The following is a 23818-nucleotide window of genomic DNA, read 5'->3' as shown; positions in this document are numbered from 1 at the left end:
GCCGCTGCCATACTAAGATATGACGCTATTCGTTCTTAGCTGTTATTTGTAATGGTTATTGTCTGTTTTACTTTTATCTGTTTTACTTTTATTAGTAGCGCCAGCTTTATCACTACTAGTCTGTTCTTTATTCGCCGTAAAGTCGTCCATCGCTTTTGGCGACTTTTTTAATAGATCAATTTTTGTATTTGTTAACCTTTTATCATTAGCATCGATAAAAGGGGGACTGGCAGCCTTTAAATGCTTTTTGGATCTTTGTAAAGAGTGAGCATCTAATAACGCTTTTTGTTCTTTTTGCAATGCTTCATACAAGCCTTGATAAACTTCAATAGTCTCTTTGATCATCTGACGCATGGTAAATTTATCTGTCATTTCAGGACGAGTGACACTTTCCAACTGACTTTTAACGACTTTGCATAGAGCTTGAGCGTTGTATTTTTTGACCAATCCTTGCGGGTACAACGGTTGCAAAATCTCACTAAAAGCCGCCTGATCCCAACCGACCACTGGTGTACCTAGATGAATCGCCTGTAGCGCATTGATACCGATAGATTCAGGCTGATTAGCAAGCGCCATAACGATATTGGCCGCTGACAGCCACTCGCGCATGTCGTTACGTTTACGACCGACATAAGTGATACGTTCGGCCAAACCTAGCGTGTTAGTACGTTGACGAAAGTCTTCATGCGCCACGTCACCATCTCTATGGTCTTCATCCATAATAATAACGTGGATATTAGGAAATTGTTCTTGTAGGTTTCCCAAAATGTCAATCAGCCATTCTTGTCCATATTCATTACCGATAATAGTGGGGAAAACCAGCCATTTTTTATGCTCAAGCTCAGGATATTCTGCAAAAGTACGGCGCAACCAGTATACAGACGGATTATGCCGATATGGATAACGGCGCGTATCAACGCCGCGGTAGATACGCTTGATGGATTTTGGGTCGATTTCTTCGCGCTGTAGTCCTTTTCTCAAATAATTTGTCACACTATCCGATACGGTGATAATAGTATCGACATCCAGTAGTGCTTGTGAATATTTATTAATTGAATAAAAACCATACATGGTTGAGACTAGCTTTGGCCGATGCTTTACGCGTGCCCGGCGCAAGGCCAAATGCAATATCCAAGCAGGCGTACGTGAATGCACATGAATAATATCAGGATTGTATTGTTCGATAAGATGACGTAAGGGAGCAACTTGTAGTATCGATAACCATGACTTTTTATACATATGCAGCTGATGGTATATATTGCCATCTCGCTCTAAACGTTTGACCAAATCGTTATCATCATCAGCACTAGAGACAATAATAGAGGTATGTCCGTTTTTGGCCAAAGCGCGTCCAAGATGAAAAATACCACGTTCGGATTCATCATGCTTTAAGGACGACAGTAAGCGCATAACTTTCATAATAGCGTGAGCCACCAGTTAGGATATCAAGCTGCTATTGTCAGTTAAAAATACTGAAAACTCAACCATGAAGACCGATTAGAGGTTACAAATCGTCTTATTAGCGCGGGTTTTTACAGTCATAAGAATTAATAAATGGCTAACGACGCTTTTGCAGGTGTTCAGCATTGGGCAATATTTGCTTCTCGCTTAAGTATTTCCAATAGCGCTGCGGTAAATACTGTTTGTGCAAACGAGGGTTTTTGCGCTCTTTAATATTGACATTGGTAAAGTAGCCTTGCCAAAATTTTTGATAGCGCAGTTCATCCTCACTATGTATGCTGGCAGGGTTGCGTAAGACAGCATCATCAAGCTCAGTGATGGTTTGCAATTCGGCAGGATGCGACGGTGTGCTTTGGCTTTTATCATAATAGATGCCATAACCGCGCGCTAAGTCGTATATCGCCCAGTGCTGATCCTGATAACGCTGCCGAAAGTGCTCCCCAATTAGCGGCAAGACGTTAAAATCAGGCTCAACGCGTGCAAAATAGATGTCACTGGTTGTATGCTCAAAACGCACAAAGGCTTCCATACGGTGTTTTTCACGGTCAACAGATTTGACCGTCTGCACCAGCTCCAGTACATGCAAGTTGCCTAAGTCCTGCATAATATGGCGGCTAGGGTAGTCAATAGCGTACTTGACGATCCAAAACAACGTCGTGCCGATATGGTCTTTTTCGGATAAAAATCCCCAAAGTAAATTGCGCATGCCAGAGCGCCCCAATAGTTGGTTTAATTTTACCAATACACGTTCAGCATTTTCTTCATTAGACACAACGCTGGTTGCTTGAGCAATCAATGAAGGCACATAACAATCTTGAGCGATTAATTGTAATGCTTCGTCGTTTTGTAGCTTATTGGCATAAACATAAAACACCGCGCTCAGCCAACCTTCAAAACTTGGCTCATAAAGCACAATACTGGGTGTCAATTGACCAACAGAGTACGCGGTGTTTGGGGCCAGCTCTAGCATATACGCTCCTTTTAAAACAGTGCCAGTTGCCCACTGCGTTGATCCTTGTACTTAGTCTGCGTCTGCGCCAGTACATATTGACGAAAGTTGTCACGTGTTAAATGCGCAAGATGCTCGTTTTTACCTGTAGTAGCAATAAAGTATTTGGCACGATTGACCGCAGCGCCCATTTTTTTGAGATGGTAAAGCGTCAACTGATTAAACTTACGCGCTTTGACTATTTTTTTTGCCGTCTTAGTACCAATACCTGGAATGCGTACAATCATCTCGTAGCTTGCTGTTTGAATATTGACAGGGAAATGCTCGCGATGACGGATAGCCCAAGCGAGTTTTGGATCACAGTCTAAATCCAAAAATGGCGACTCAGGCTCAACGATTTCGTGTGCGCCAAAACCATAAAAACGCATTAGCCAATCGGCTTGATACAGACGGTTTTCACGCACCATCGGCACAGGCGTGCCTATCGCTGGCAAGCGGTTATCAGAGAGCATCGGCACGTACCCTGAGTAGTAAACGCGCTTGAGATCATAAGTCTGATAAAAATGGCTCGATAACTGAATCACTTGCAGATCGGTCTCGTTACTAGCGCCAACTATCATTTGACTGGTCTGGCCCGCTGGGGTGAATTTGGGCGCTTTTTTATGGGTCTTTCGGCTCTCTCTGATTGTGATGATTTCTTCTTTTACCGTTTCCATCGGTGCTTTTAGCTCGTCGTGCGATTTTTCTGGTGCGAGCAAAGCCAGCCCCGATTTGGTTGGAATCTCGATATTGACGCTCAAGCGATCTGCATAGAGTCCTGCTTCTAACAATAGCTCTTTTGAAGCGCCGGGGATAGTTTTGAGATGGATATAACCATTAAAGCGCTCACGAGTACGCAATATCTTGGCGACCTCGACCAAGCGCTCCATCGTGTAATCGCCACTTTTAAAGATACCTGAACTGAGAAACAGCCCTTCGATATAATTACGGCGATAAAACTGCATAGTGAGATCGACCACTTCCTCAACCGTGAATGCCGCACGCGGGGTGTCGTTGCTTTTACGTGAGGTGCAGTACGCGCAGTCATAGATACAGTGATTGGTCAGTAAGATTTTAAGCAAACTCACGCAGCGACCGTCTTCGGTATAGCTGTGACAGATGCCTGTCGCAGAAGCGTCACCGAGTCCGCCACCTTGATTTTTACGCGTGCCACTCGATGATGAGCAAGAAACATCATACTTAGCGGCGTCGGCTAAGATGTTCAATTTACCTTGTAATCGATCGTAATTGATGGTTGCCATAAGTTATAGTGCCCATTCATTAGTAGAGTACTATTTTATCAAAATTAACGCTAAGTCATTGGATTTATAGAAGAATTAGGGATATAACACGACAGGTAGTGTCGTATAAAAAAAGGCCTTATTGACTATTAAAATAGCAGACAAGACCTTTTATCAAGTTTAACGGTTTTCAAGTTTTAAATTCCGCTACATTTTTATTGAACTTTAGCGCGTATGATCACAGTCTGTGGCGCATTTGCATCAAGATTGGCCAAGTTCCACTTAAGACCAGAATAGTTCTCTTGGATAACAACGGTATTACCAACTTGCTGAATGGTTTGATAGCTGTCACCGTCAGTAGTCGCAAGCGTGGGTAGAGGGCTATTTAGTGATACTAGCTGTACATTATTTGGCAGTGAAACCATGGCATTGATATCATTAACAGGCTGCGCGGTGATATTGTTATAAGTGGTGTGGTATTCAATGACATCGCCTGGCGCGACATGATTGGCTGGTACGGCCACTTCACGGCCGTTTTTATTTTTTAATATCTTCATGACTTTAGTCTGAGCATTGACAATGCCAGGGGTACTAAACGTTGGGGTCAACTGTAAATTATCTAAAGTCGTCGTTAACAATTGATTGCTAGCAGGTTGACCGATAACGATCTGGTCATTAGCTGACTGACTGATAGTTGTCTGAGCTATAACAGGCATCTCATTATTATGAGTGACAGGTAGCACTTGGGCCACTGTATTTACAGGAGTCGTCAAGACACCTGCTTGAGTTACTTGCTTGGTCACTGGTATGGTATTGACTGGAAGTGTCGTGATAGTTGTACTGCCTTGAGTAGTGCCATGATGAATAGTATAACGCGGGATCGTAGAGATTTTAGTGGTCGAAAATGGCACGCCATCTTGCATAGTAATACCATGCGGCGTCGCAGTAATAGTAGCTGTTTTACCGTCAGTATAATGCTCAACTACGGTAGTAGTGCCATTGTTAGGATGGCTAATAGCCACCTCGGGTGCAGCGTTCGCAGTAGAAGTAGTGAGCACAAAGCCAGTCAAGATGCTAACAAGAGTAGTGCTGATATATATCGGTTTGATGTTGTTACGTCTGTTTGTGGCGACAAGGCTAGTCGTCATAATGTGAGTCCTTTCAATGAATAATAAGTAAAACTAATATAAATGACAAAGATATAAAAACCCTTGTAAGCTGACGATATAGAGTATGTCAGCTCACAAGGGCAAGGGGCAAAAAACAACCGACAATATAATTGCCTAGCTGTCAATTTTTACAAGTCATACTAAAGTAAGTCTTAACAATTATGCACTCAAAAAGTTCTAATAATAAAGAACAATTGTGTAATCGACAAACGATAAGCAGTCATCAAAAACTATTATAACCAATAACTAAAAACCAATATCTGACGTAACTAGCGTTAGCACTAGTTATAAATGACTTCCATCACTTCATATTCAACCACACCTTTTGGTGTTTCAATACGTGCCTCATCGCCTTCAAACTTACCGATCAAGCCACGAGCAATCGGTGAGTTGACAGAGATTTTACCCGCTTTAAAATCAGCTTCGTCATCGCCGACGATCTTATAACGCTTCTCTTCTTCAGTGTCCATATTTTCGATGACAACAGTGACACCAAACACCACACGACCATCTTTTGGCAAGGTCGACGGATCGATGACCTGTGCTGCGCCAAGCTTGGCTTCGATATCGCGAATACGTGCTTCACAAAATCCTTGCTGCTCGCGTGCGGCATGGTACTCAGCATTTTCCTTCAAGTCGCCGTGCTCGCGAGCTTCAGCGATAGAAGCAGTAATACGTGGACGGTCGACACTTTTTAGCTGTTTTAATTCGGCTTCTAAAGCAGCATGTCCTTGTGGAGTCATAGGGTAACGTTGCATGTTTTTTTCCTTAAACCAATAACATCACACCACCTCATAATGAGATGGTGTCGGTGTTATCGCAATAAATGTGAAATATAAAAAAGGTGATGTTTGCGCTGTTTAATCTTAAAACGTTAATGATCTAACAATTGATATAGCATCTTACAGTAAGCTTACGTGATAAAAAGCATAGTCGCAGTTAAGCCACTATGCTTTTTAAAAGTTATACTATTAAGGTTACGAATATAGTTAATCTACTGAATTTATTCAGTCGCGTCAACTACCTTTGCTTGCTCATGCAAATCTTGTAACTTATACACGTCAAATGGCAAGTCAATGGCATAAGATTTACAAACAGCATCTGCTGCACCTAAGGTTGTGACATAAAATACTTTACCTTGTAGCGCACTGCGACGGATGGAGAACGAATCCTCTTGCGCCTGCTTGCCTTCGGTTGTGTTAATAATAAGGTCAATTTTGCCGTTTTTCAAGGCATCGACGATATGCGGACGGCCTTCGGTGACCTTATTAATTTTCTTACATTCAATACCCGCATCGCTCAGTACTTTTTGGGTACCAGTAGTAGCAACGATATCAAATCCAAAGTCTGACAATTGGCGCGCGATAGGAGCGATTTGTGCCTTGTCGCTATCACGGACTGAGATAAAGACAGTCTTGGTTTCACCCGCCGTTGGTAAACCTGGCAGGCGCTCGTTACTACCGATAATAGCCTTATAAAACGCTTCGCCAAAGGTTTTGCCCACGCCCATAACTTCACCAGTCGACTTCATTTCAGGACTCAAGATTGGGTCAACACCAGGGAATTTGGCAAATGGGAATACCGCTTCTTTTACTGCGTAGAATGCAGGGACAATCTCTTTAGTAAAGCCTTGATCCTTAAGCGAAGTGCCAGCCATACAGCGCGCTGCCACTTGTGCTAATGACGTACCAATGCATTTAGAGACAAACGGCACGGTACGAGCGGCACGTGGGTTGACCTCAAGGATATAAACGGTGTCGCCTTTTACCGCGAACTGTACGTTCATCAGGCCGACCACGCCAAGCTCTTTTGCCATCGCCACCGTTTGCGCACGCATTTGATCGCAAAGCTCATTTGATAATGAGTAAGGCGGTAATGAACATGCCGAGTCGCCAGAGTGCACGCCTGCTTGTTCGATATGCTGCATGATACCGCCAATCACGACGTCATTACCATCACAAACACAGTCGACATCGACTTCGATAGCATCATCCAAAAAGCGATCTAATAGGACTGGCGCTTCATTTGATGCTCGTACGGCAGTGCGTAAGTAGTGTCTTAGCTCGTCTTCGTTATAGACGATTTCCATCGCGCGGCCGCCCAAGACGTATGATGGACGAACGACTAACGGATAGCCGACGTCTTTGGCTTTGACCAAACCATCTTCTAAACTGGTTGCTAGAGCATTTGATGGTTGCACCAAATTTAACTGTTGAATCATATGCTGGAAGCGTTCACGATCTTCAGCGCGGTCAATTGCATCAGGACTGGTACCGATGATTTTTACGCCAGCAGACTCTAATGCGCGCGCCAGTTTCAATGGCGTCTGCCCACCAAACTGTACGATGACGCCGTCTGGGTTTTCGATACGCACGATCTCAAGCACATCTTCTAGTGTGATGGGCTCAAAGTAGAGGCGGTCTGAGGTGTCATAGTCGGTTGAGACCGTTTCTGGGTTACAGTTGACCATGATGGTTTCATAGCCGTCTTCGCGCATGGCAAGCGCTGCGTGTACACAGCAATAGTCAAACTCAATGCCTTGACCGATACGGTTAGGACCACCGCCGATCACCATGATTTTTTTCTTATCAGTTGGGTTGGCTTCGCATTCACTATCGTAGGTTGAGTACATGTAGGCGGTGCTGGTGGCAAATTCAGCCGCACAGGTATCGACGCGCTTGTAAACCGGATAAACGTTTAAATCCCAACGTTTTTTGCGTAATTGCTTTTGTGATATGCCAAGTAGTTTGGCTAAACGCAGGTCTGATAAGCCTTTACGCTTAAAGCTACGCATGTTTTGTTCAGTTAAGCCGCCAAAGCCTAAGGTTTTAACTTGTGCTTCAGTTTTGACGATATCTTCGATTTGTACCAAAAACCATGGGTCAATTTTGGTGTAGTTAAAGACGTCATCGACACTCATACCCACTCGAAACGCATCAGCAAGATAATAAATACGTTCAGGCGTTGGGATGGTTAGACGATTGACAATCTCAGAACGCGCTTTATCAGCAGGTACTGTTGCCAGATCGATTTGCTCGTCAAAACCGTCAGCGCCTGTTTCCATGCCGCGCAGGGCTTTTTGCATCGACTCTTGGAAGTTACGACCGATTGCCATGACTTCGCCGACCGACTTCATTTGTGTCGATAGGATGTTGTCCGCTTGTGGGAATTTTTCGAAGTTAAAGCGCGGAATCTTGGTGACAACATAGTCAAGCGCAGGCTCAAAGCTGGCTGGCGTTTTGCCGCCTGTGATGTCGTTTTGCAATTCATCTAGGGTATAACCAACGGCTAACTTTGCAGCGATTTTGGCAATCGGGAAACCTGTGGCTTTTGAGGCCAGTGCCGATGAGCGTGATACGCGTGGGTTCATCTCGATGACGACCATGCGGCCAGTATTTGGGTTGATACCGAACTGCACGTTTGAGCCACCAGTTTCGACGCCGATCTCACGTAGTACCGCAAGCGAGGCATTACGCATGATTTGGTATTCTTTATCGGTCAAGGTTTGAGCTGGGGCGACAGTGATTGAGTCGCCCGTGTGTACGCCCATAGGATCAAAGTTTTCAATGGCACAGATGATGATGCAGTTGTCGTTTTTGTCACGCACCACTTCCATCTCATACTCTTTCCAGCCAATTAATGACTCATCGATAAGCAATTGATGGTTGGGTGATAAATCAAAACCGCGCTCGCAGATTTCGATAAACTCATCGCGGTTATAGGCGATACCGCCGCCTGAGCCGCCCATAGTAAATGATGGACGGATGATACATGGGTAGCCCATCTTTTCTTGGGTAGCAAAGGCCTCTTCCATGGTTTCAGCAGTTTCAGCACGCGGACATTCAAGACCGATACGTTTCATAGCTTGGTCAAATAGTTCGCGGTCTTCTGCCATCTCGATAGCGTCTTTGGTGGCACCAATCAGCTCGCAGTTATATTTGGTCAACACGCCATGCTTGTCCAAGTCTAGCGCACAGTTAAGTGCGGTCTGGCCGCCCATTGTGGGCAAGATAGCGTCAGGACGCTCAGTGGCGATGATTTGCTCAACCGTCTGCCAAGTGATTGGCTCGATATAAGTTGCGTCAGCCATAACAGGGTCGGTCATGATGGTGGCAGGGTTTGAGTTGACCAAGATGACGCGGTAGCCTTCCTCGCGTAGTGCTTTACACGCCTGCGCGCCTGAGTAGTCAAACTCACACGCTTGACCGATGACGATAGGGCCTGCGCCAATGATAAGAATGCTTTTTATGTCGGTACGTTTTGGCATAGTTAGGGCTACCTTCGTTTAAATGATATTTTAGTGAATCTATACGTTTATAGGGTTTATCATGTTTTGTATGATAACGCTTTAGCCGCTATTGGTGATTCAAGCGTTATATTTATTGTTCGACAGTTGACTATCTACTGACGGTTAATGACTGTTTATCAAGACTTTAAGCTTTAGCCGTTTTAGCAGCTGCCATCATATCTGCAAATTTATCAAATAGTGGCGCAGCATCATGTGGACCAGGACTAGCTTCTGGGTGACCTTGAAAGCTAAAGACAGGCTTATTGGTCAGCTCAATCCCTTGGTTAGTGCCGTCAAATAGCGAGCGATGCGTTGATTCAACGTTGTCAGGCAGCGTGTCTTCATCAATCGCAAAACCATGGTTTTGGCTGGTAATCATAACCGTCCCAGCTGCTAAGTCCTGTACTGGATGGTTGGCACCGTGATGTCCAGTTTTCATCTTGATGGTGTTAGCACCGCTGGCAAGACCGATGAGCTGGTGACCTAGGCAAATACCAAAGGTTGGAATATCAGTCTCTTCAATGATGTGACGTACCGCGTCGATAGCGTAATCGCAAGCAGCAGGATCGCCAGGACCATTTGATAAGAAAATACCATCTGGGTTCATCGATAGCACGTCTTTGATCGGCGTTTGCGCTGGTACCACTGTCACATGACAGCCGCGGTCGACCAGCATACGCAAAATATTGGTTTTACTACCAAAGTCGTAGGCGACGACATTATATGTTGTGTCCACATGTGTACCTAACTGCTTAAAGAAGCCGCCTGTGCCGCTATCATGACTACCAGGCACATCACGGTTGAGTAAGGTGTCTGACAAATCCCAGCTGCCCGCTGTCCACTCAAACATCGTCGGCGTACAACATTCTTTGGCCAAGTCCATGCCTTCAATACCAGCAAATTCTTGCGCCAGTTTAATAGCTTGTTGTTCGTCATCAGTGCTAATCGTTGTGCCATTAGATGCGGTCATGATACAACCGTTTTGTGCGCCTTTATCACGTAATAAGCGGGTCAATTGGCGGGTATCAATGTCAGCGATGGCGACAGTGTCATGGGTTTGTAGATAATCGCTTAGTGATTGGGAGTTGCGAAAGTTGGATGTTGCCATGGTGGCATCACGAATGATCAGGCCATCTGCCCATACTTGGTGTCCATTACCAGACTCGACATCTTCAGCATTGGTACCAGTATTACCAATGTGCGGGTAGGTGAGAGTGACTAATTGACGTGCGTAGCTTGGGTCAGTCAGGATCTCTTGGTACCCTGTCATGGCTGTATTAAAGACCACTTCGCCGACACGATGACCAAGACTGCCGATACTGACACCGCGAAAAATCGTACCGTCTGCTAGTGCCAAAATTGCTTGTACTTCTGCCGATGAATTCAAGGGTTGCCTCCGCTATTATTTGTGAGTGCCATAATAATATGTTGGTTCAAATATTGGCTTATAGACGCTTTTTATACTGTTAAAACTGCCGTCAAAACCAGAATAAAAAAGGGCTAAAGTCAAAAATTTTCCACAAAAAAGCGAGAAGACATTATTGATGAAAACTACAAAACTCACTGGGTAGTGAATAGGTAACTTGCATCATGTCCGCTCGCTTAGGCACAGATTTTGCGCATTATATACAATATATGCCAATATAGCTAGCCGATTAGCGAGGTTAATAAGCACTTATCAAATAATAGTTGAACTGATCCCTCCAAAAATCAAAAATAACCTAAGCTTTAAGATATCTAACTGACTACTTAAAGTTGATATAACTATAAGCCTTCTATCAAAACGGCTGGATTTTACGACATAGCTTTGCCACAATGGACGGCACTTAATTATATCTACTAAACCATAAAGTCAACACGTACAATTAAAACAAGGATTCGTTATGATTTATCAGTATTTAGACAAAACCCCTGAGTTTGCTAGTCCATTCAACGGTTGGGTTGCAGATTCAGCACGTGTCATCGGTGACGTTTACTTAGGTCATCAAGCCAGTATTTGGTTTGGGGCGGTCATTCGCGGTGATAACGAGCGCATTCATATTGGCGATTATAGTAATGTGCAGGAGAATAGCGTTATCCATACCGATGAAGGTATTGAAGTCAAAATTGGCAATTATGTTACTATCGGTCATTTAGCTATGTTGCACGGCTGCGAAGTGGATGATAATAGTCTGATTGGCATCGGCGCTGTAGTGTTAAACAACGTCAAAATTGGCAAAAATTGCATCATTGGTGCAAAAGCTTTGGTCACTGAGGGCAAACAGATTCCAGATAACTCGTTAGTTATGGGCGCCCCAGCAAAAGTAGTGAAAACCCTGACTGATGATCAAGTAGCTATGCTAAAAGAATCTGCTATGCATTATGCAGCGCGTTGCCAGAAGTTTAAAACCGGTCTAAAAGAGATTGAACAGCCAGAATAGCCGCGCGTCATAACCTAACGTATCCATTTTACTTAGTATTGGCTATATCAACCAATTTAGCGATATCTAAACGTCCTAACCAACATCTACTTTCATGAGTTTTTTAATATGAGTACCAAAACTGACGACACCGTTCCTGTCGCACGCACCTTAGCGTTGTTCGACTTAGACCACACGTTGCTCGACGTCGATAGCGATTATTTATGGGGCGAATATATCGTCAAACATGATCTTGTCGATGAAGCCGAATATCGCACTGCCAACCAAAAGTTTTATCAAGACTATATCGAAGGTACGCTTGATGCGACAGAATATAATGAGTTTGTCGCGCAGTTTTTGAGTAGCTTGCCGATGGATAGACTGCACGAATTGCGCGAGGATTATATTAAAAGTGAAATCGAGCCTCATATCCGTCCAAAAGCGATGGAAGTGCTGTGTCAGCACATTGAGCAAGGTCATGATGTCGTGATTATTTCTGCAACCAATGACTTTGTGGTGTCTGCTATTGCCAAGCGATTTGGCATTACAGAGGCCAATGTGCTTGCCACACCGCTTGAAATCAAAGATGAGCGCTATACTGGCAAATTGACTGATAAGCCAAACTTCCAAGCAGGTAAGATTTATCATCTTGATAAATGGCTTGATAAGCAGCAAATAGCGGGTGTTAAGTTTGAAAAAACTTATGCGTACTCAGACTCCAAAAATGACATACCATTATTAGATTGGGCTGATGTGGCTATTTGCGTGTCACCTGATGATGCATTGCATGCACATGCGCTCGCTCATCGCTGGGCAGTAGAAGATTGGTCGATTTAGCTTTTCATTATTTAGCAACGTCATTGCAATGAGTAGTCTACAATATCGCTTTTAATAATTATTATTTTTGGCGTAGGCTGGGTTTTTAACCCAGCATTTTAAATTTGTAAAGTTCTGAAGCTGGGTTAAAAACCCAGCCTACAATAGACACTATTACTTAATAAACACAGGAAAACCTATGGAAATCAATCCGTATCAAGAACAAATCAAAGATCTATCTGAGCGAGGACAGGACCTTCGGAGGTATCTTTGACTTCGATGGCAAGCAAGAACGCTTAGAAGAAGTCAATTTAGAATTAGAAAACCCTGAGCTATGGAATGATCCAGAGCGTGCAACCAAGATAAATAAAGAAAAAAGCCAGCTTGATGGCATCATCGATGTTGTGGTGTCACTTGAGACTACCTTAGCAGATGCATCTGCTATGTTAGAGCTGGCGGTAGAGGCAGAAGACGAGTCATTACTTACTGATGTGCAAGCTGAGCTTAACGATGCGGAGAAGCGCATTGCAGAATTAGAGTTTCGCCGCATGTTTAGTGGCGAGATGGATCCGAATAACTGCTACTTAGATATTCAATCGGGTAGTGGCGGCACGGAAGCGCAGGATTGGGCGGAGATGCTACTGCGTATGTATACGCGCTGGGCGGAGTCGCATGGCTTTAAGGTCGATGTCATTGAAGTATCTTCTGGTAGCGTCGCTGGTATTAAATCGGCAACGATTGAGATCAAAGGCGATTATGCATTTGGCTGGCTACGTACCGAAATTGGCGTGCATCGCTTAGTCCGTAAGTCCCCATTTGATAGTAATAATGGTCGCCATACTTCATTTGCTGCCGTTTTTGTCTCGCCTGAAATTGATGATAATGTCGAGATTGATATCAACCCAGCAGACTTGCGTATCGATACTTATCGCTCATCGGGCGCGGGCGGTCAGCACGTCAACACCACGGACTCTGCGGTGCGTATTACTCATGAGCCAAGTGGAGTAGTAGTCACTTGTCAGAATGAGCGTAGCCAGCATGGTAATAAAGCCACCGCGATGAAAATGCTACGTGCCAAGCTTTATGAGCTTGAGATGCAAAAACGTATGGAAAAACAACAAGCGGTCGAAGATAATAAATCCGACGTCGGTTGGGGCAGTCAAATTCGCTCTTACGTGCTCGATGACTCGCGTATCAAAGACTTGCGTACTGGGGTTGAAACTTTTAACACCGGCGCGGTGCTTGATGGTGACCTCGATCAATTTATTGAAGCGAGTCTCAAAGCGGGATTGTAGGGGTGTTTTTAAGAATAAATTTTTACTCTTTTTGAAGTAGCCACAGCCTACAGTAGTCCATAAGGTTGATAGTTGGATAACAAAACAAAAATTACTTAAGGAAAAGTTATGCCAAGCGTTAATAATTATTTTGATGATAAAGTGACTTCTATTGCTTTTCAGACGGCGACCAAGCCAGCTACTGTCGGTGTCATGAGTGTGGGTGAATATGAGTTTGACACTAGCGAGTTTGAAACCATGAGCGTCGTTAGTGGGGCACTAACGGTCAAGCTACCTGAAAGTAACGAGTGGCAAACCTTCAATGCAGGCGAGCAGTTTACTGTTGAAGCCAATAAAAAGTTCAACGTCAAAGTTGACGTAGAAACGGCTTATTTATGTACGTATGGTAAATAGTGGTTTTTAAATTAGCATTAGAACAATAAACGCCAAGTGATTAACGCTTGGCGTTTTTTTTATGGGAGCCTGATAAGCTATATTTTACACAGCATTACACTTTATCTGTGGCAAGTAAACAGCAAAAATAGCGCCAGTTAATTATGCTAAACCCACCACTTTTAAGAGGCGTACTGTTTTATGGTAAAGGCAAGCGAGCAAGCGATTATAGAAGATACGCGTCACGATTATGAGCGTTTAGCACAGCGAGCCAATCTGCGTTATGTCAGCGATGATGAACCTGGGTTTACCCGTCGGCGTTGGGGGCGCGGATTTACTTATCGCGATGCGACTGGCAAGACTGTGAAAGACAAAGCCCTGCGCAAGCGGTTCAATGATTTGGTGATACCGCCGATGTGGACAGAGGTTTGGATATGCCAAGATGAAAAAGGCCATTTGCAGTCAACGGGACGCGATGACAAGGCACGTAAACAATACCTTTATCATCCAAAATGGAATCATATCCGTGATCAGGCTAAGTTTGATGCCATGATAGGCTTTGCCAAAGCACTACCAAACTTACGCGCACAAGTCGAAAAAGATTTGGAAGCTGAGCCATTATCCCGTGAGAATGTGCTGGCTGCTGTGGTCAAACTATTAGAGACAACTTTGATTCGTATTGGCAATAGCCGCTATGCTAAGCTTAATAAAAGCTATGGTCTGAGTACGCTGCGCAGTAAGCACGTGAGCGAAACAGACAACGGACTGGCGTTTAACTTTGTCGGTAAAAGTGCCAAAGAGCATCATATTGAGTTGCAGGACGAGCGTCTAATCGACATCGTACAGGCATGTAGTGAACTGCCTGGTTATCAGATTTTTAAGTATTTGGATGACAACGGTGATAAGCAAGTGGTCGATAGTGCAGATATCAATGACTATTTGCGCACGCATACTTGTAGTAATGAGTGTGAGAGCAAAATGTATAGCGCAAAGGACTTTCGTACATGGATGGCAAGCGTGCTGGCGGCAAGCTACCTCTATGATGAGCTGCAAACGTCAATAGGCAAAAAGATATTAACAAGTGCGCCTGAGAGCGACGAGCGCCAACAGCTCATTACGGATATGGTCAAAAATGTAGCAGATGAGCTGGGCAATACGCCTGCCGTGTGCCGAGCTTCCTACATTCATCCCATTATTATTGAGAAGTTTTTAGCGGGAGAGTTTTTTGCGTCTTATAAACAAGCACGTCTTGGACGCACCAAAGACTATCAACGCTGTGAAGAAAAAGCGTTGCTTGGATTTTTAAGCGCATTAGAATAAAAGTGTATCTATTAGAGGGTTTGCATTTAATTATAAAAATGATACGTTATGTATTGAAATAAATATATAAATACGTTACTAATAGATTGACTTAAATATTAGGATGCCAAACGGTTTATAGGATGTAACCGCTTTGCTTTTAAAACCAAACTACTAAAATCAACATTGACCAGTTTTTGTCAGTTGTTCTATATTTTCTACTGCTAAAGGATTAGCTTATGACTACCTCATCTTCAAATACCCATTCATCTCAAAACGCCGATTCAAACGCTTTAACAAGCTATGCTGATTATTATAATAATTTTGATATGGATGCGTTGTTAACAGAAATCTTTGGCGAGCATTTGGATGATCGTCTCAATGCTTATATGGCATGCTGTGGACGACATGTACGAGATGGTCGTGCTGATAACATTGCGCTGGTGCATGAAGACACTACAGGCAATGTGACACGCATGAGCTTTGGTGAATTAGATAAAGCCAGCGCGCAGGTAGCCAGTTTACTACAGTCTTATGGCGTAGAGGTTGGTGATCAAGTAGCGACCATGCTGCCGCGTACGCCTGAGTTATTAATTATTGTACTTGCGACTTGGCGACTAGGGGCGATATATCAGCCTCTATTTACCGCTTTTGGCTATGATTCAATCAAGTACCGGATGGACAAGGCCAATACTAAAGTCGTCTTTACCAATGCCGATAACCGTAGCAAGTTCGAAGACTTGGCTGAGCAGACCAAAATGGTCTTGGTTGGTAGTACCGCTGATAGTAAGGCTTGGGGTGATGATAATTATAACGAGATGATCGAAAAGGTGGCAGCGCAGGCCCAAAACCAACAGTCACAAACAGCGTCGCCAGTGTTGTTAGACACTGATGCGTCATTTTTGCAGATGTTTACTTCAGGAACCGTTGGCAAGTCAAAAGGTGTCAGTGTTCCATTAGCCGCGTTGCCAGCTTTTTATCTGTATATGCGCTATGCAATTGATCTGCGCGAGAGTGATAACTACTGGAATATGGCAGATCCAGGCTGGGCGTATGGTTTGTACTATGCAATTACCGGACCTCTACTATTAGGTATCACGACTCACTTCAATGAAGCGGGTTTTGACGCGACCAATACGCGCGACTTTATAGTGCGTCATAAGATTACTAACTTGGCTTCTTCACCAACGGCTTTTCGCATGATGAAATCCAGCGGTGTCTTTGAGGAAACTTCTGAAAACAACCCTTCAAAATTATCACTACGCTGTGCCAATTCAGCAGGCGAAACGTTAAATACTGAAGTAGTAAGCTGGATTGAGAGTTATCTAGGCTGCAAAGTCTGTGATCAGTATGGACAGACAGAGACTGGAATGACTTGCTGTGAGCACCATGCCTTAGAGCATGAATGCCCAGTCGGCTCAATGGGTATGGCACTGCCAGGACATACCCTCGTCGTATTGGATGATGACATGCAAGTATTGCCCGATGGCGAGCAAGGTCAGCTAGCAGTTGTGGTCAGTCAATCGCCAGCGTTTTATTTCCGTGGTTATAGCTGGAACGAAAAGCAGGCGTTCTTTGAGGATTATTATCTAACAGGCGATGTGGTTGAGCGTCATAGTGACGGTAGCTATTGGTTCTCAGGTCGTGACGATGACATCATTACGACGGCAGGTTATCGCGTCGGTCCAACGGATGTCGAAAACACTGTATTAGAACACGAGGCTGTTGCCGAATCAGCTGCCGTTGGTGTCCCTGATGAGGTGCGCGGACACAATATTAAGTCTTATGTGGTGCTAAAAGATGGCATCGAAGGCAGTGAAGAGATTGCCCAGCAAATTAAAGACTTGGTACGTAAGCGCTTATCAACCCACGCTTATCCACGTGAGATTGAATTTGTTGCAGCACTACCAAAGACGCCAAGCGGTAAGATTCAGCGCTTTTTATTGCGAAGTTTGACTGCTGAATAAGCTGCTAAATGAACAGACTTAGTTGTCAAAATTTTTAATAATATTAACTAAAAGCTTTCTAATATTTTAACTAAAAATACAAAATCTCAAATAAATAAGGAATAATCATGCAAATTCAACAACACAGCTTTTTGGTGACTGGTGGTGCATCAGGATTGGGCGAGTCCGTAGTTCGCGCTATCGTCGCTCAAGGCGGTAAAGCTGTCATCGCTGATTTGAATGAGTCGGTGGGACAAGCGCTGGTCGATGAGCTGGGCGAGAATGTACGTTTTGTACGCTGTGATGTTACCAGTGGTGAAGAGGTAAAAGCAGCTGTGGATATGGCTGAAAAAGAGTTTGGCGGTCTGCAGGGCTCTATCAACTGCGCAGGTATCGCTGTCGTACAAAAGCTACTTGATCGCGAAAACAATCCAGCGGACCTTGACGCTTTTAGCCGCGGGGTTAATATCAATCTTGTTGGCTCTTTTAATGTGGCGCGTTTGGTCGCAGCTTCTATTGCCAAGCGTATGGCGAATAACAGTGATACAGAAAGCGCTGCAGAAAAAAATGCTGATAATGGGGTTATTGTTAATACTGCTTCTATTGCAGCTTTTGATGGGCAAGTAGGCCAAGCAAGTTATGCGTCGTCCAAAGCGGGTGTGGTCGGTCTGACTTTACCACTCGCGCGCGAACTGGCACGTCACGGTATTCGCGTCATGACTATCGCGCCTGGAGTATTTGCGACGCCTATGATGGATACCATCCCTGAAAAAGCGCGTGAGCAGTTAGAAGCGGGCGTCCCTTATCCTAAACGTTTGGGTGCTCCTGATGAGTTTGCCAAACTGGTCCTACACATCATTGACAACGCCTACTTAAACGGGGAAGTCATCCGTTTAGATGGTGCTATTCGTATGGTTTAGGTTGTATTAATTGACGGTAATACACAGATAACTCTTTGATATAAAATTCTTATTTACAAAAACCTCATCAACCTTAGCATAGCGCTTTGCTATTTATCGTAGATTTGTGATTGGTCGATGTAGTAATATGTCTTTCCAATAAACAGCGAACAAGAGCAAGGCGCATGTCATTTCTCTATATTCTTTTCGATATAACTCGGCAAAAATCTGTCATATGTTTGAATTAGTTTAGCTACCATAGCTAATCTTGTTACCAATATAACAGCTTGTATAAATAACGCCGACTACATTAAAAACAATGATACATCATTATAAAGACCTTCTTATAATACAGCTGTAAATAAAATCCTTATGAATCAAGGATTTGTTTGCAATTCTGTGCATACCTTGCAGTTATTAACTCTTATTAAAAATTACTATCTACTATTTATCATTTTAAGGCGTCAAAAAAGCAGCCTTACATATACTTCTTCGATGATAAAAACAGCTATAGCGGTTATTGTCACGTTATTACACAACCGTATATCAACGTTATAATACCGTATATCTAAACTCCTTTATGTTACCTCTTTCTTTTTAATATTTCTGTGCTATTGTTTATAATCGCTTATATGAATATAGGGAGGAATCCGTGTTTGAAAAGTACACCCACCATGAGTATCGAAACGACATCCAAGGACTAAGGGCCATAGGTGCACTCATTATTATGGTGTTCCATATTTGGTTCAATAAGGTGTCAGGCGGGGTTGATGTATTTTTCGTCGTTTCCGGATTCTTAATGGCCTCAATTGTATTGAAAGGCTATTTTTTGAATGGCACGGTCAGCCCATTTCCTTTTTGGGGTGGCGTTATAAAGAGAGTCGCGCCATCAGCGTATATTGTACTTGCAGCGACACTCGTTGCCAGCTACTTTATCTCATCTCCAGTTCTTATATACACTGTACTACACGAGATCATCGCCAGTGCCTTGCACCTTGAAAACATCCAGTTAATTAGGCTTTCTGTCGATTATCTATCTACTGGTAGACCGCCAAGCCCGGTTCAGCAGTTTTGGGCATTGTCTATTCAAATGCAGTTTTATGTGGTTTTTCCACTGATTCTTATCCCTCTTGCCTATCTTGCGAAGAAAAGACAAACATCAGCGCCTCTGTTTTTAGGAATAATCGTTATTATATTGGCGTCCTTTGCCTACGCTACTATGCTAGTCAAAGACGATCCAGCAATGAGTTACTTCAATCCACTGTCTAGAATTTGGGAGTTTTTCTTTGGTTCACTCTCTTTTCTTTTAATCTCCAATGCCAAAAAAATAAAGTATAGACAGATTTTGGGCATTTTGGGTATTGCTCTGATCATTGGCGGTGCAATCTTCATACCCAGAGGCGCAAATTTTTCAGGCCCTGTATCCTTAATTCCTGTACTTGGTGCAGTCTTTATTATTATGTCAGGTGTCGGTGGTAAGGGCGTCGTAAACAACCTACTGTCAAATAAGTTCCTAGTGTTTTTAGGAGGGATATCCTTCACTATCTATCTATGGCATTGGCCCATCTTGATATTTTATAAAGAATACTTCGGTTATGAGTCTATCAGTCTCTTACAGGGACTAATGATAATGATCGTATCTACGATTTTGGCTTACTTTACCAGCAAAAAAATAGAATCTCCTTTTAGAAGGATACCAAGAGAAAAAGTATTGGTGAATTTTTCAATCGGAATTCTGTTTTTCTTACCTGTGGTGGTAGCGGCTTTCGCCTTTAGACACGAAGTCGTCTCTACTACTGAAAGTGCTAAGATAGAATTGGAGCAAAAATCTATTGAACCATTTACAGGCGATAAAATTTACTTAGAAGATGAAAGCTTCAAACCAGATCGCGAACGTCTGCTTACAATAAAGCAAAGAGTCCCAGCTGCCTATGCGGCGGGTTGTAATCAATCTATGGATGACGAGGAGGTGACTACTTGCGATTTTGGAGATTTGACGTCTGATCGTGAGATAGTACTAGCAGGAGGGTCTCATGCAGTGCAATGGATCACTGCACTAGACACCATCGGTAAAGATAATAACTTTAAAGTGATTAATATGACAAAGGCAGGTTGCCCGTTAGGAGTGGTAGAAAGCTCTAACGAGTCTTGCCATAAATGGAATGAAGAAGCAGTCAAAAAAATTATAGAGATAGCGCCTTATGCTGTTATCACTAACTCTACTAGAACGGTGGTAGACCAAAAGGAGTTTATCCCTCAATCTTATATCGATACTTGGAAAGTAATCTCTGATAACGAAATAGATGTGATTGGTATAAGAGACAATCCACGCTTTAGTTTTGACGTGCCAGACTGTTTACATAGAAGTAGAAATGTAGCAGATACAGACGCCTGCGTCATAGATCGGACAGATGCTTTATTGCCGACTGATCCTACTATAGAGTATCAAGACATTATTACAGGTATTGATATGTCAGATATGTTCTGTACCGCCGAAAAATGCCCAACTACTTTTTCTGGAAAAATAATGTATCGCGATGCAGAGCACATCAGTATAGAGTATGCACATTTTATAAAGGATAAATTTGAAGATAAACTAAAAGAAGCGTTATCTACGGTTAGTTAAGAACATTTAAAACTTCTAAGTTAATGCAAAAAGAGCCCAAAGCGTCGGTTTAACCAACGCTCTGGGCTTTTTTTGTTTTGATGACTTTTAAAGCAGCAGATTTTGCCATTTTTCCTTTCTTCTTATGACGTTTTACTTTTGAAGTATTCTCTTGAAATACCTACCAAGCACACCAAATAACATCTGTAATCAATACCAATACTGTGAGTAAGGTTTAGATAATAACTGGTATTTTTGCACTATTACCAATAAGTCATTAACTGATGTTGACACTATATATTTTTAGTTGAAATACAGGGCGGTATCCCGCATATATATAGCAGACAAACAGAGGGCTATCTTATAGGCCTGTTATAAAAACTGTTAAAAAAATATGAATTATAAAAGGATAACCATATGAGATTTGAGAAATTTACGCAAAAGCTGCAAGCCGCTATCCAAGAGGCTCAAAGCTTGGCATTAGGACGTGATAATACTGGCATTGATCCAGTGCATTTGCTTGCCGTTCTACTGCAGGATGAGTCCAATTTATCTATCTGTCAGCAAGCAGGGGCTTCTATTCCTGCACTAAAAAATGGCGTGGCAAAAGCATTAGATAATCAAGCCAAGATTAGCGAGCCGACAGGAGATGTAAACCTAAATCCAAACTCAGTCAAAATTCTAAATCTTGCAGATCGTCAAGCGCAAAAAGCTGGTGATGATTTTATTGCTACTGAATGGGTCATATTGGCACTGGCTGAACAAGGTGAGACCAAAAAGATATTTGAGAGTGCTGGCGTGACTGCTGATAAGTTAAAAGCAGTTATCGAGCAATTACGTGGTAATGATAAAGTAGACAATCAAAACGCTGAAGATCAGCGTGATGCGCTCAATAAGTATACGATAAATCTGACCGAGCGAGCAGAGCTTGGCAAGCTCGACCCCGTCATCGGCCGCGATGAAGAGATTCGCCGTACTATTCAGGTTCTCTCGCGCCGTACCAAAAACAACCCCGTGCTCATCGGTGAGCCAGGTGTCGGTAAGACTGCTATCGTTGAAGGCCTAGCGCAAAAAATCATTCAAAAAGATGTACCAGAAGGCTTGCGTAATAAAGAGGTGCTGTCTTTAGATCTGGGCGCATTGATAGCTGGAGCAAAATTCCGCGGTGAGTTTGAAGAACGTCTCAAAGGTGTGCTGAGTGATCTAGCCAAACAAGAAGGCAATGTCATCTTGTTTATTGATGAGCTGCATACCATGGTTGGTGCTGGTAAAACTGATGGCGCGATGGATGCAGGGAACATGCTAAAGCCTGCGTTAGCACGCGGTGAGCTGCATTGCGTTGGTGCCACTACTTTAGATGAGTATCGCCAATACATCGAAAAAGACGCGGCGCTTGAGCGTCGTTTCCAAAAAGTATTGGTTGATGAGCCGACCGTTGAAGATACCATTGCTATTTTGCGAGGTCTAAAGGAGCGTTATGAGCTGCACCATGGTGTCGATATTCAAGACAGCGCAATTATCGCAGCGGCGCGTATGAGTCATCGCTATATTACCGATCGTAAATTGCCAGATAAGGCCATTGATTTGATCGATGAGGCGGCAAGTCGCCTGCGTATGGAGATGGACAGTAAACCTGAAGCATTAGGTAAGCTCGATAGTCGTCTTATTCAGCTAAAAATGCAGCGCGAAGTGCTCAAAAACGAAGAGGATGCTGGCGCACGAGCAGAGCGTAAAGTACTTGATACGCAAATTGATGAGCTCGAAAAAGAATATGCTGATCTCAATGAAGTCTGGCAAGCAGAAAAAGCGCTGGTCAAAGGCAGTCAACAGCTCAAAGATGAGCTTGACAAAGCGCGGATTGCCTATGATAAGGCCAGCCGAGAAGGCGATTATGAGACCATGAGTAAACTGCAGTATGAGACCATTCCGCAGCTTGAGCGCCGTATTAATGAGTCTGATCTGGCTGAGCAAGAAGAGCAGATAGGTGAGCCTACAGGCGTAAAATTACTGCGTAATAAAGTCACTGATAATGAGATCGCTGAAGTGGTAGCAGCGGCGACTGGTATTCCTGTCAGTAAGATGATGCAAGGCGAGCGCGATAAAATGCTAGCGATGGAGGACAAACTCCATGAGCGCGTTATCGGTCAGGACGAAGCGGTCGAGTCAGTGGCTAATGCAGTACGTCGTAGCCGTGCAGGCTTGTCTGATCCCAACCGTCCTTCTGGTTCGTTTTTATTCCTAGGGCCAACAGGGGTTGGTAAGACTGAGCTGACTAAGTCTTTGGCAAACTTCTTATTCGATAGTGAAGATGCGATGGTGCGTATCGACATGAGTGAGTTTATGGAAAAGCACAGTGTCAGCCGCTTGGTAGGTGCGCCTCCTGGTTATGTCGGTTACGAAGAGGGTGGTACATTGACAGAAGCCGTACGCCGTAAGCCCTATAGCGTCGTTCTGTTCGATGAGGTAGAAAAAGCACATCCTGATGTGTTCAATATTTTATTACAAGTATTGGATGATGGGCGCTTGACTGATTCGCAAGGCCGCATTGTAGATTTTAAAAATACTGTCATCATTATGACCAGTAATTTGGGTTCACATAAAATCCAAGAGATGGTTGGTGAAGATTACCAAGACATCAAAGCGGCAGTGATGGATTCGGTTGGTGAGCATTTCCGTCCCGAGTTTGTAAACCGTATTGATGAAATCGTAGTGTTCCATGCGCTCGGACAAGAACAAATGGCTGGCATTGCTGATATCCAACTAGAGCGTTTGCGTCGCCGCTTACAAGATCGTGAGTTAGATATTACCTTATCTGATGAAGCGATGAGTCAGCTGGTCGCGGTGGGTTATGATCCAGTATATGGGGCACGTCCGCTAAAACGTGCAATCCAGCAAGAGATTGAAAACCCATTGTCATTAAAATTGCTGGCAGGTGACTTTGTCGCTGGTGACATTATCAAAGTCGACGTAGATGTGGATGATAAGCTGACCTTTGATAAGCTTAGAATGAGTTAATAACGCTAAAGTGTAGTACAAAATC

At 43.5% G+C, this 23818-nt stretch carries 16 protein-coding genes; 9 read left to right on the top strand and 7 right to left on the bottom strand.

The window, feature by feature from the left end:
• Positions 1-42 precede the first annotated feature (42 nt).
• The 7 genes from Q0895_RS02295 to carA all read right to left on the bottom strand — a co-directional run bounded on the left by Q0895_RS02295 (position 43) and on the right by carA (position 10534).
• Complete coding sequence (locus Q0895_RS02295; protein WP_299185189.1) at positions 43-1419, bottom strand: glycosyltransferase; 1377 nt, start codon at positions 1417-1419, stop codon at positions 43-45.
• A gap of 139 nt (positions 1420-1558) precedes the next feature.
• Complete coding sequence (locus Q0895_RS02290; RefSeq protein WP_299185187.1) at positions 1559-2431, bottom strand: TIGR03915 family putative DNA repair protein; 873 nt, start codon at positions 2429-2431, stop codon at positions 1559-1561.
• A gap of 11 nt (positions 2432-2442) precedes the next feature.
• Positions 2443-3711 (bottom strand): putative DNA modification/repair radical SAM protein, encoded by a 1269-nt coding sequence (locus Q0895_RS02285; protein ID WP_299185186.1) that lies wholly within the window; start codon positions 3709-3711, stop codon positions 2443-2445.
• Positions 3712-3905: 194 nt separating this feature from the next.
• Positions 3906-4838, bottom strand: a complete 933-nt coding sequence (locus Q0895_RS02280; RefSeq protein WP_299185185.1) for a hypothetical protein — start codon at positions 4836-4838, stop codon at positions 3906-3908.
• Positions 4839-5140: 302 nt separating this feature from the next.
• A complete protein-coding gene (gene greA / locus Q0895_RS02275) occupies positions 5141-5617 on the bottom strand; it encodes a transcription elongation factor GreA (protein WP_299185184.1) in 477 nt (158 codons plus the stop codon).
• A gap of 245 nt (positions 5618-5862) precedes the next feature.
• Complete coding sequence (gene carB, locus Q0895_RS02270) at positions 5863-9126, bottom strand: carbamoyl-phosphate synthase large subunit (protein ID WP_299185182.1); 3264 nt, start codon at positions 9124-9126, stop codon at positions 5863-5865.
• A gap of 166 nt (positions 9127-9292) precedes the next feature.
• Positions 9293-10534: a glutamine-hydrolyzing carbamoyl-phosphate synthase small subunit gene (gene carA / locus Q0895_RS02265; RefSeq protein ID WP_299185181.1), complete on the bottom strand. Its 1242-nt coding sequence runs from the start codon at positions 10532-10534 to the stop codon at positions 9293-9295.
• Between the two features lie 496 nt (positions 10535-11030).
• On the opposite strand from carA, the gene Q0895_RS02260 reads away from it, so the two are divergent.
• The 9 genes from Q0895_RS02260 to clpB all read left to right on the top strand — a co-directional run bounded on the left by Q0895_RS02260 (position 11031) and on the right by clpB (position 23793).
• A complete protein-coding gene (locus Q0895_RS02260; RefSeq protein WP_299185179.1) occupies positions 11031-11567 on the top strand; it encodes a gamma carbonic anhydrase family protein in 537 nt (178 codons plus the stop codon).
• Positions 11568-11675: 108 nt separating this feature from the next.
• Complete coding sequence (locus tag Q0895_RS02255) at positions 11676-12383, top strand: HAD family hydrolase (protein ID WP_299185177.1); 708 nt, start codon at positions 11676-11678, stop codon at positions 12381-12383.
• Positions 12384-12561: 178 nt separating this feature from the next.
• Positions 12562-13657 (top strand): peptide chain release factor 2 gene (gene prfB / locus Q0895_RS02250; protein WP_299185175.1). Its coding sequence is split into 2 segments (ribosomal slippage): positions 12562-12633 and positions 12635-13657, totalling 1095 coding nucleotides; the frame shifts between segments, so codons are not numbered across the junction.
• A gap of 108 nt (positions 13658-13765) precedes the next feature.
• Positions 13766-14050, top strand: coding sequence for a pyrimidine/purine nucleoside phosphorylase (locus tag Q0895_RS02245; RefSeq protein ID WP_299185174.1), 285 nt, complete (start codon positions 13766-13768; stop codon positions 14048-14050).
• A 180-nt stretch (positions 14051-14230) separates the two neighbouring features.
• Positions 14231-15349, top strand: coding sequence for a DNA topoisomerase IB (locus Q0895_RS02240; protein WP_299185172.1), 1119 nt, complete (start codon positions 14231-14233; stop codon positions 15347-15349).
• A gap of 218 nt (positions 15350-15567) precedes the next feature.
• The gene (locus Q0895_RS02235) at positions 15568-17295 is read left to right on the top strand and encodes an AMP-binding protein (RefSeq protein WP_299185170.1); all 1728 of its coding nucleotides are present in this window, start codon (positions 15568-15570) and stop codon (positions 17293-17295) included.
• Between the two features lie 107 nt (positions 17296-17402).
• Positions 17403-18194: an SDR family NAD(P)-dependent oxidoreductase gene (locus Q0895_RS02230; RefSeq protein WP_299185169.1), complete on the top strand. Its 792-nt coding sequence runs from the start codon at positions 17403-17405 to the stop codon at positions 18192-18194.
• A gap of 631 nt (positions 18195-18825) precedes the next feature.
• A complete protein-coding gene (locus Q0895_RS02225) occupies positions 18826-20799 on the top strand; it encodes an acyltransferase family protein (RefSeq protein ID WP_299185167.1) in 1974 nt (657 codons plus the stop codon).
• 396 nt (positions 20800-21195) lie between these two features.
• Positions 21196-23793: an ATP-dependent chaperone ClpB gene (gene clpB, locus Q0895_RS02220; protein WP_299185166.1), complete on the top strand. Its 2598-nt coding sequence runs from the start codon at positions 21196-21198 to the stop codon at positions 23791-23793.
• The last annotated feature ends 25 nt before the right edge of the window (positions 23794-23818 follow it).

This window comes from uncultured Psychrobacter sp. (assembly GCF_947495825.1).
Taxonomy (GTDB): domain Bacteria; phylum Pseudomonadota; class Gammaproteobacteria; order Pseudomonadales; family Moraxellaceae; genus Psychrobacter.
This window is presented reverse-complemented; position numbering and strand designations above follow the sequence as displayed.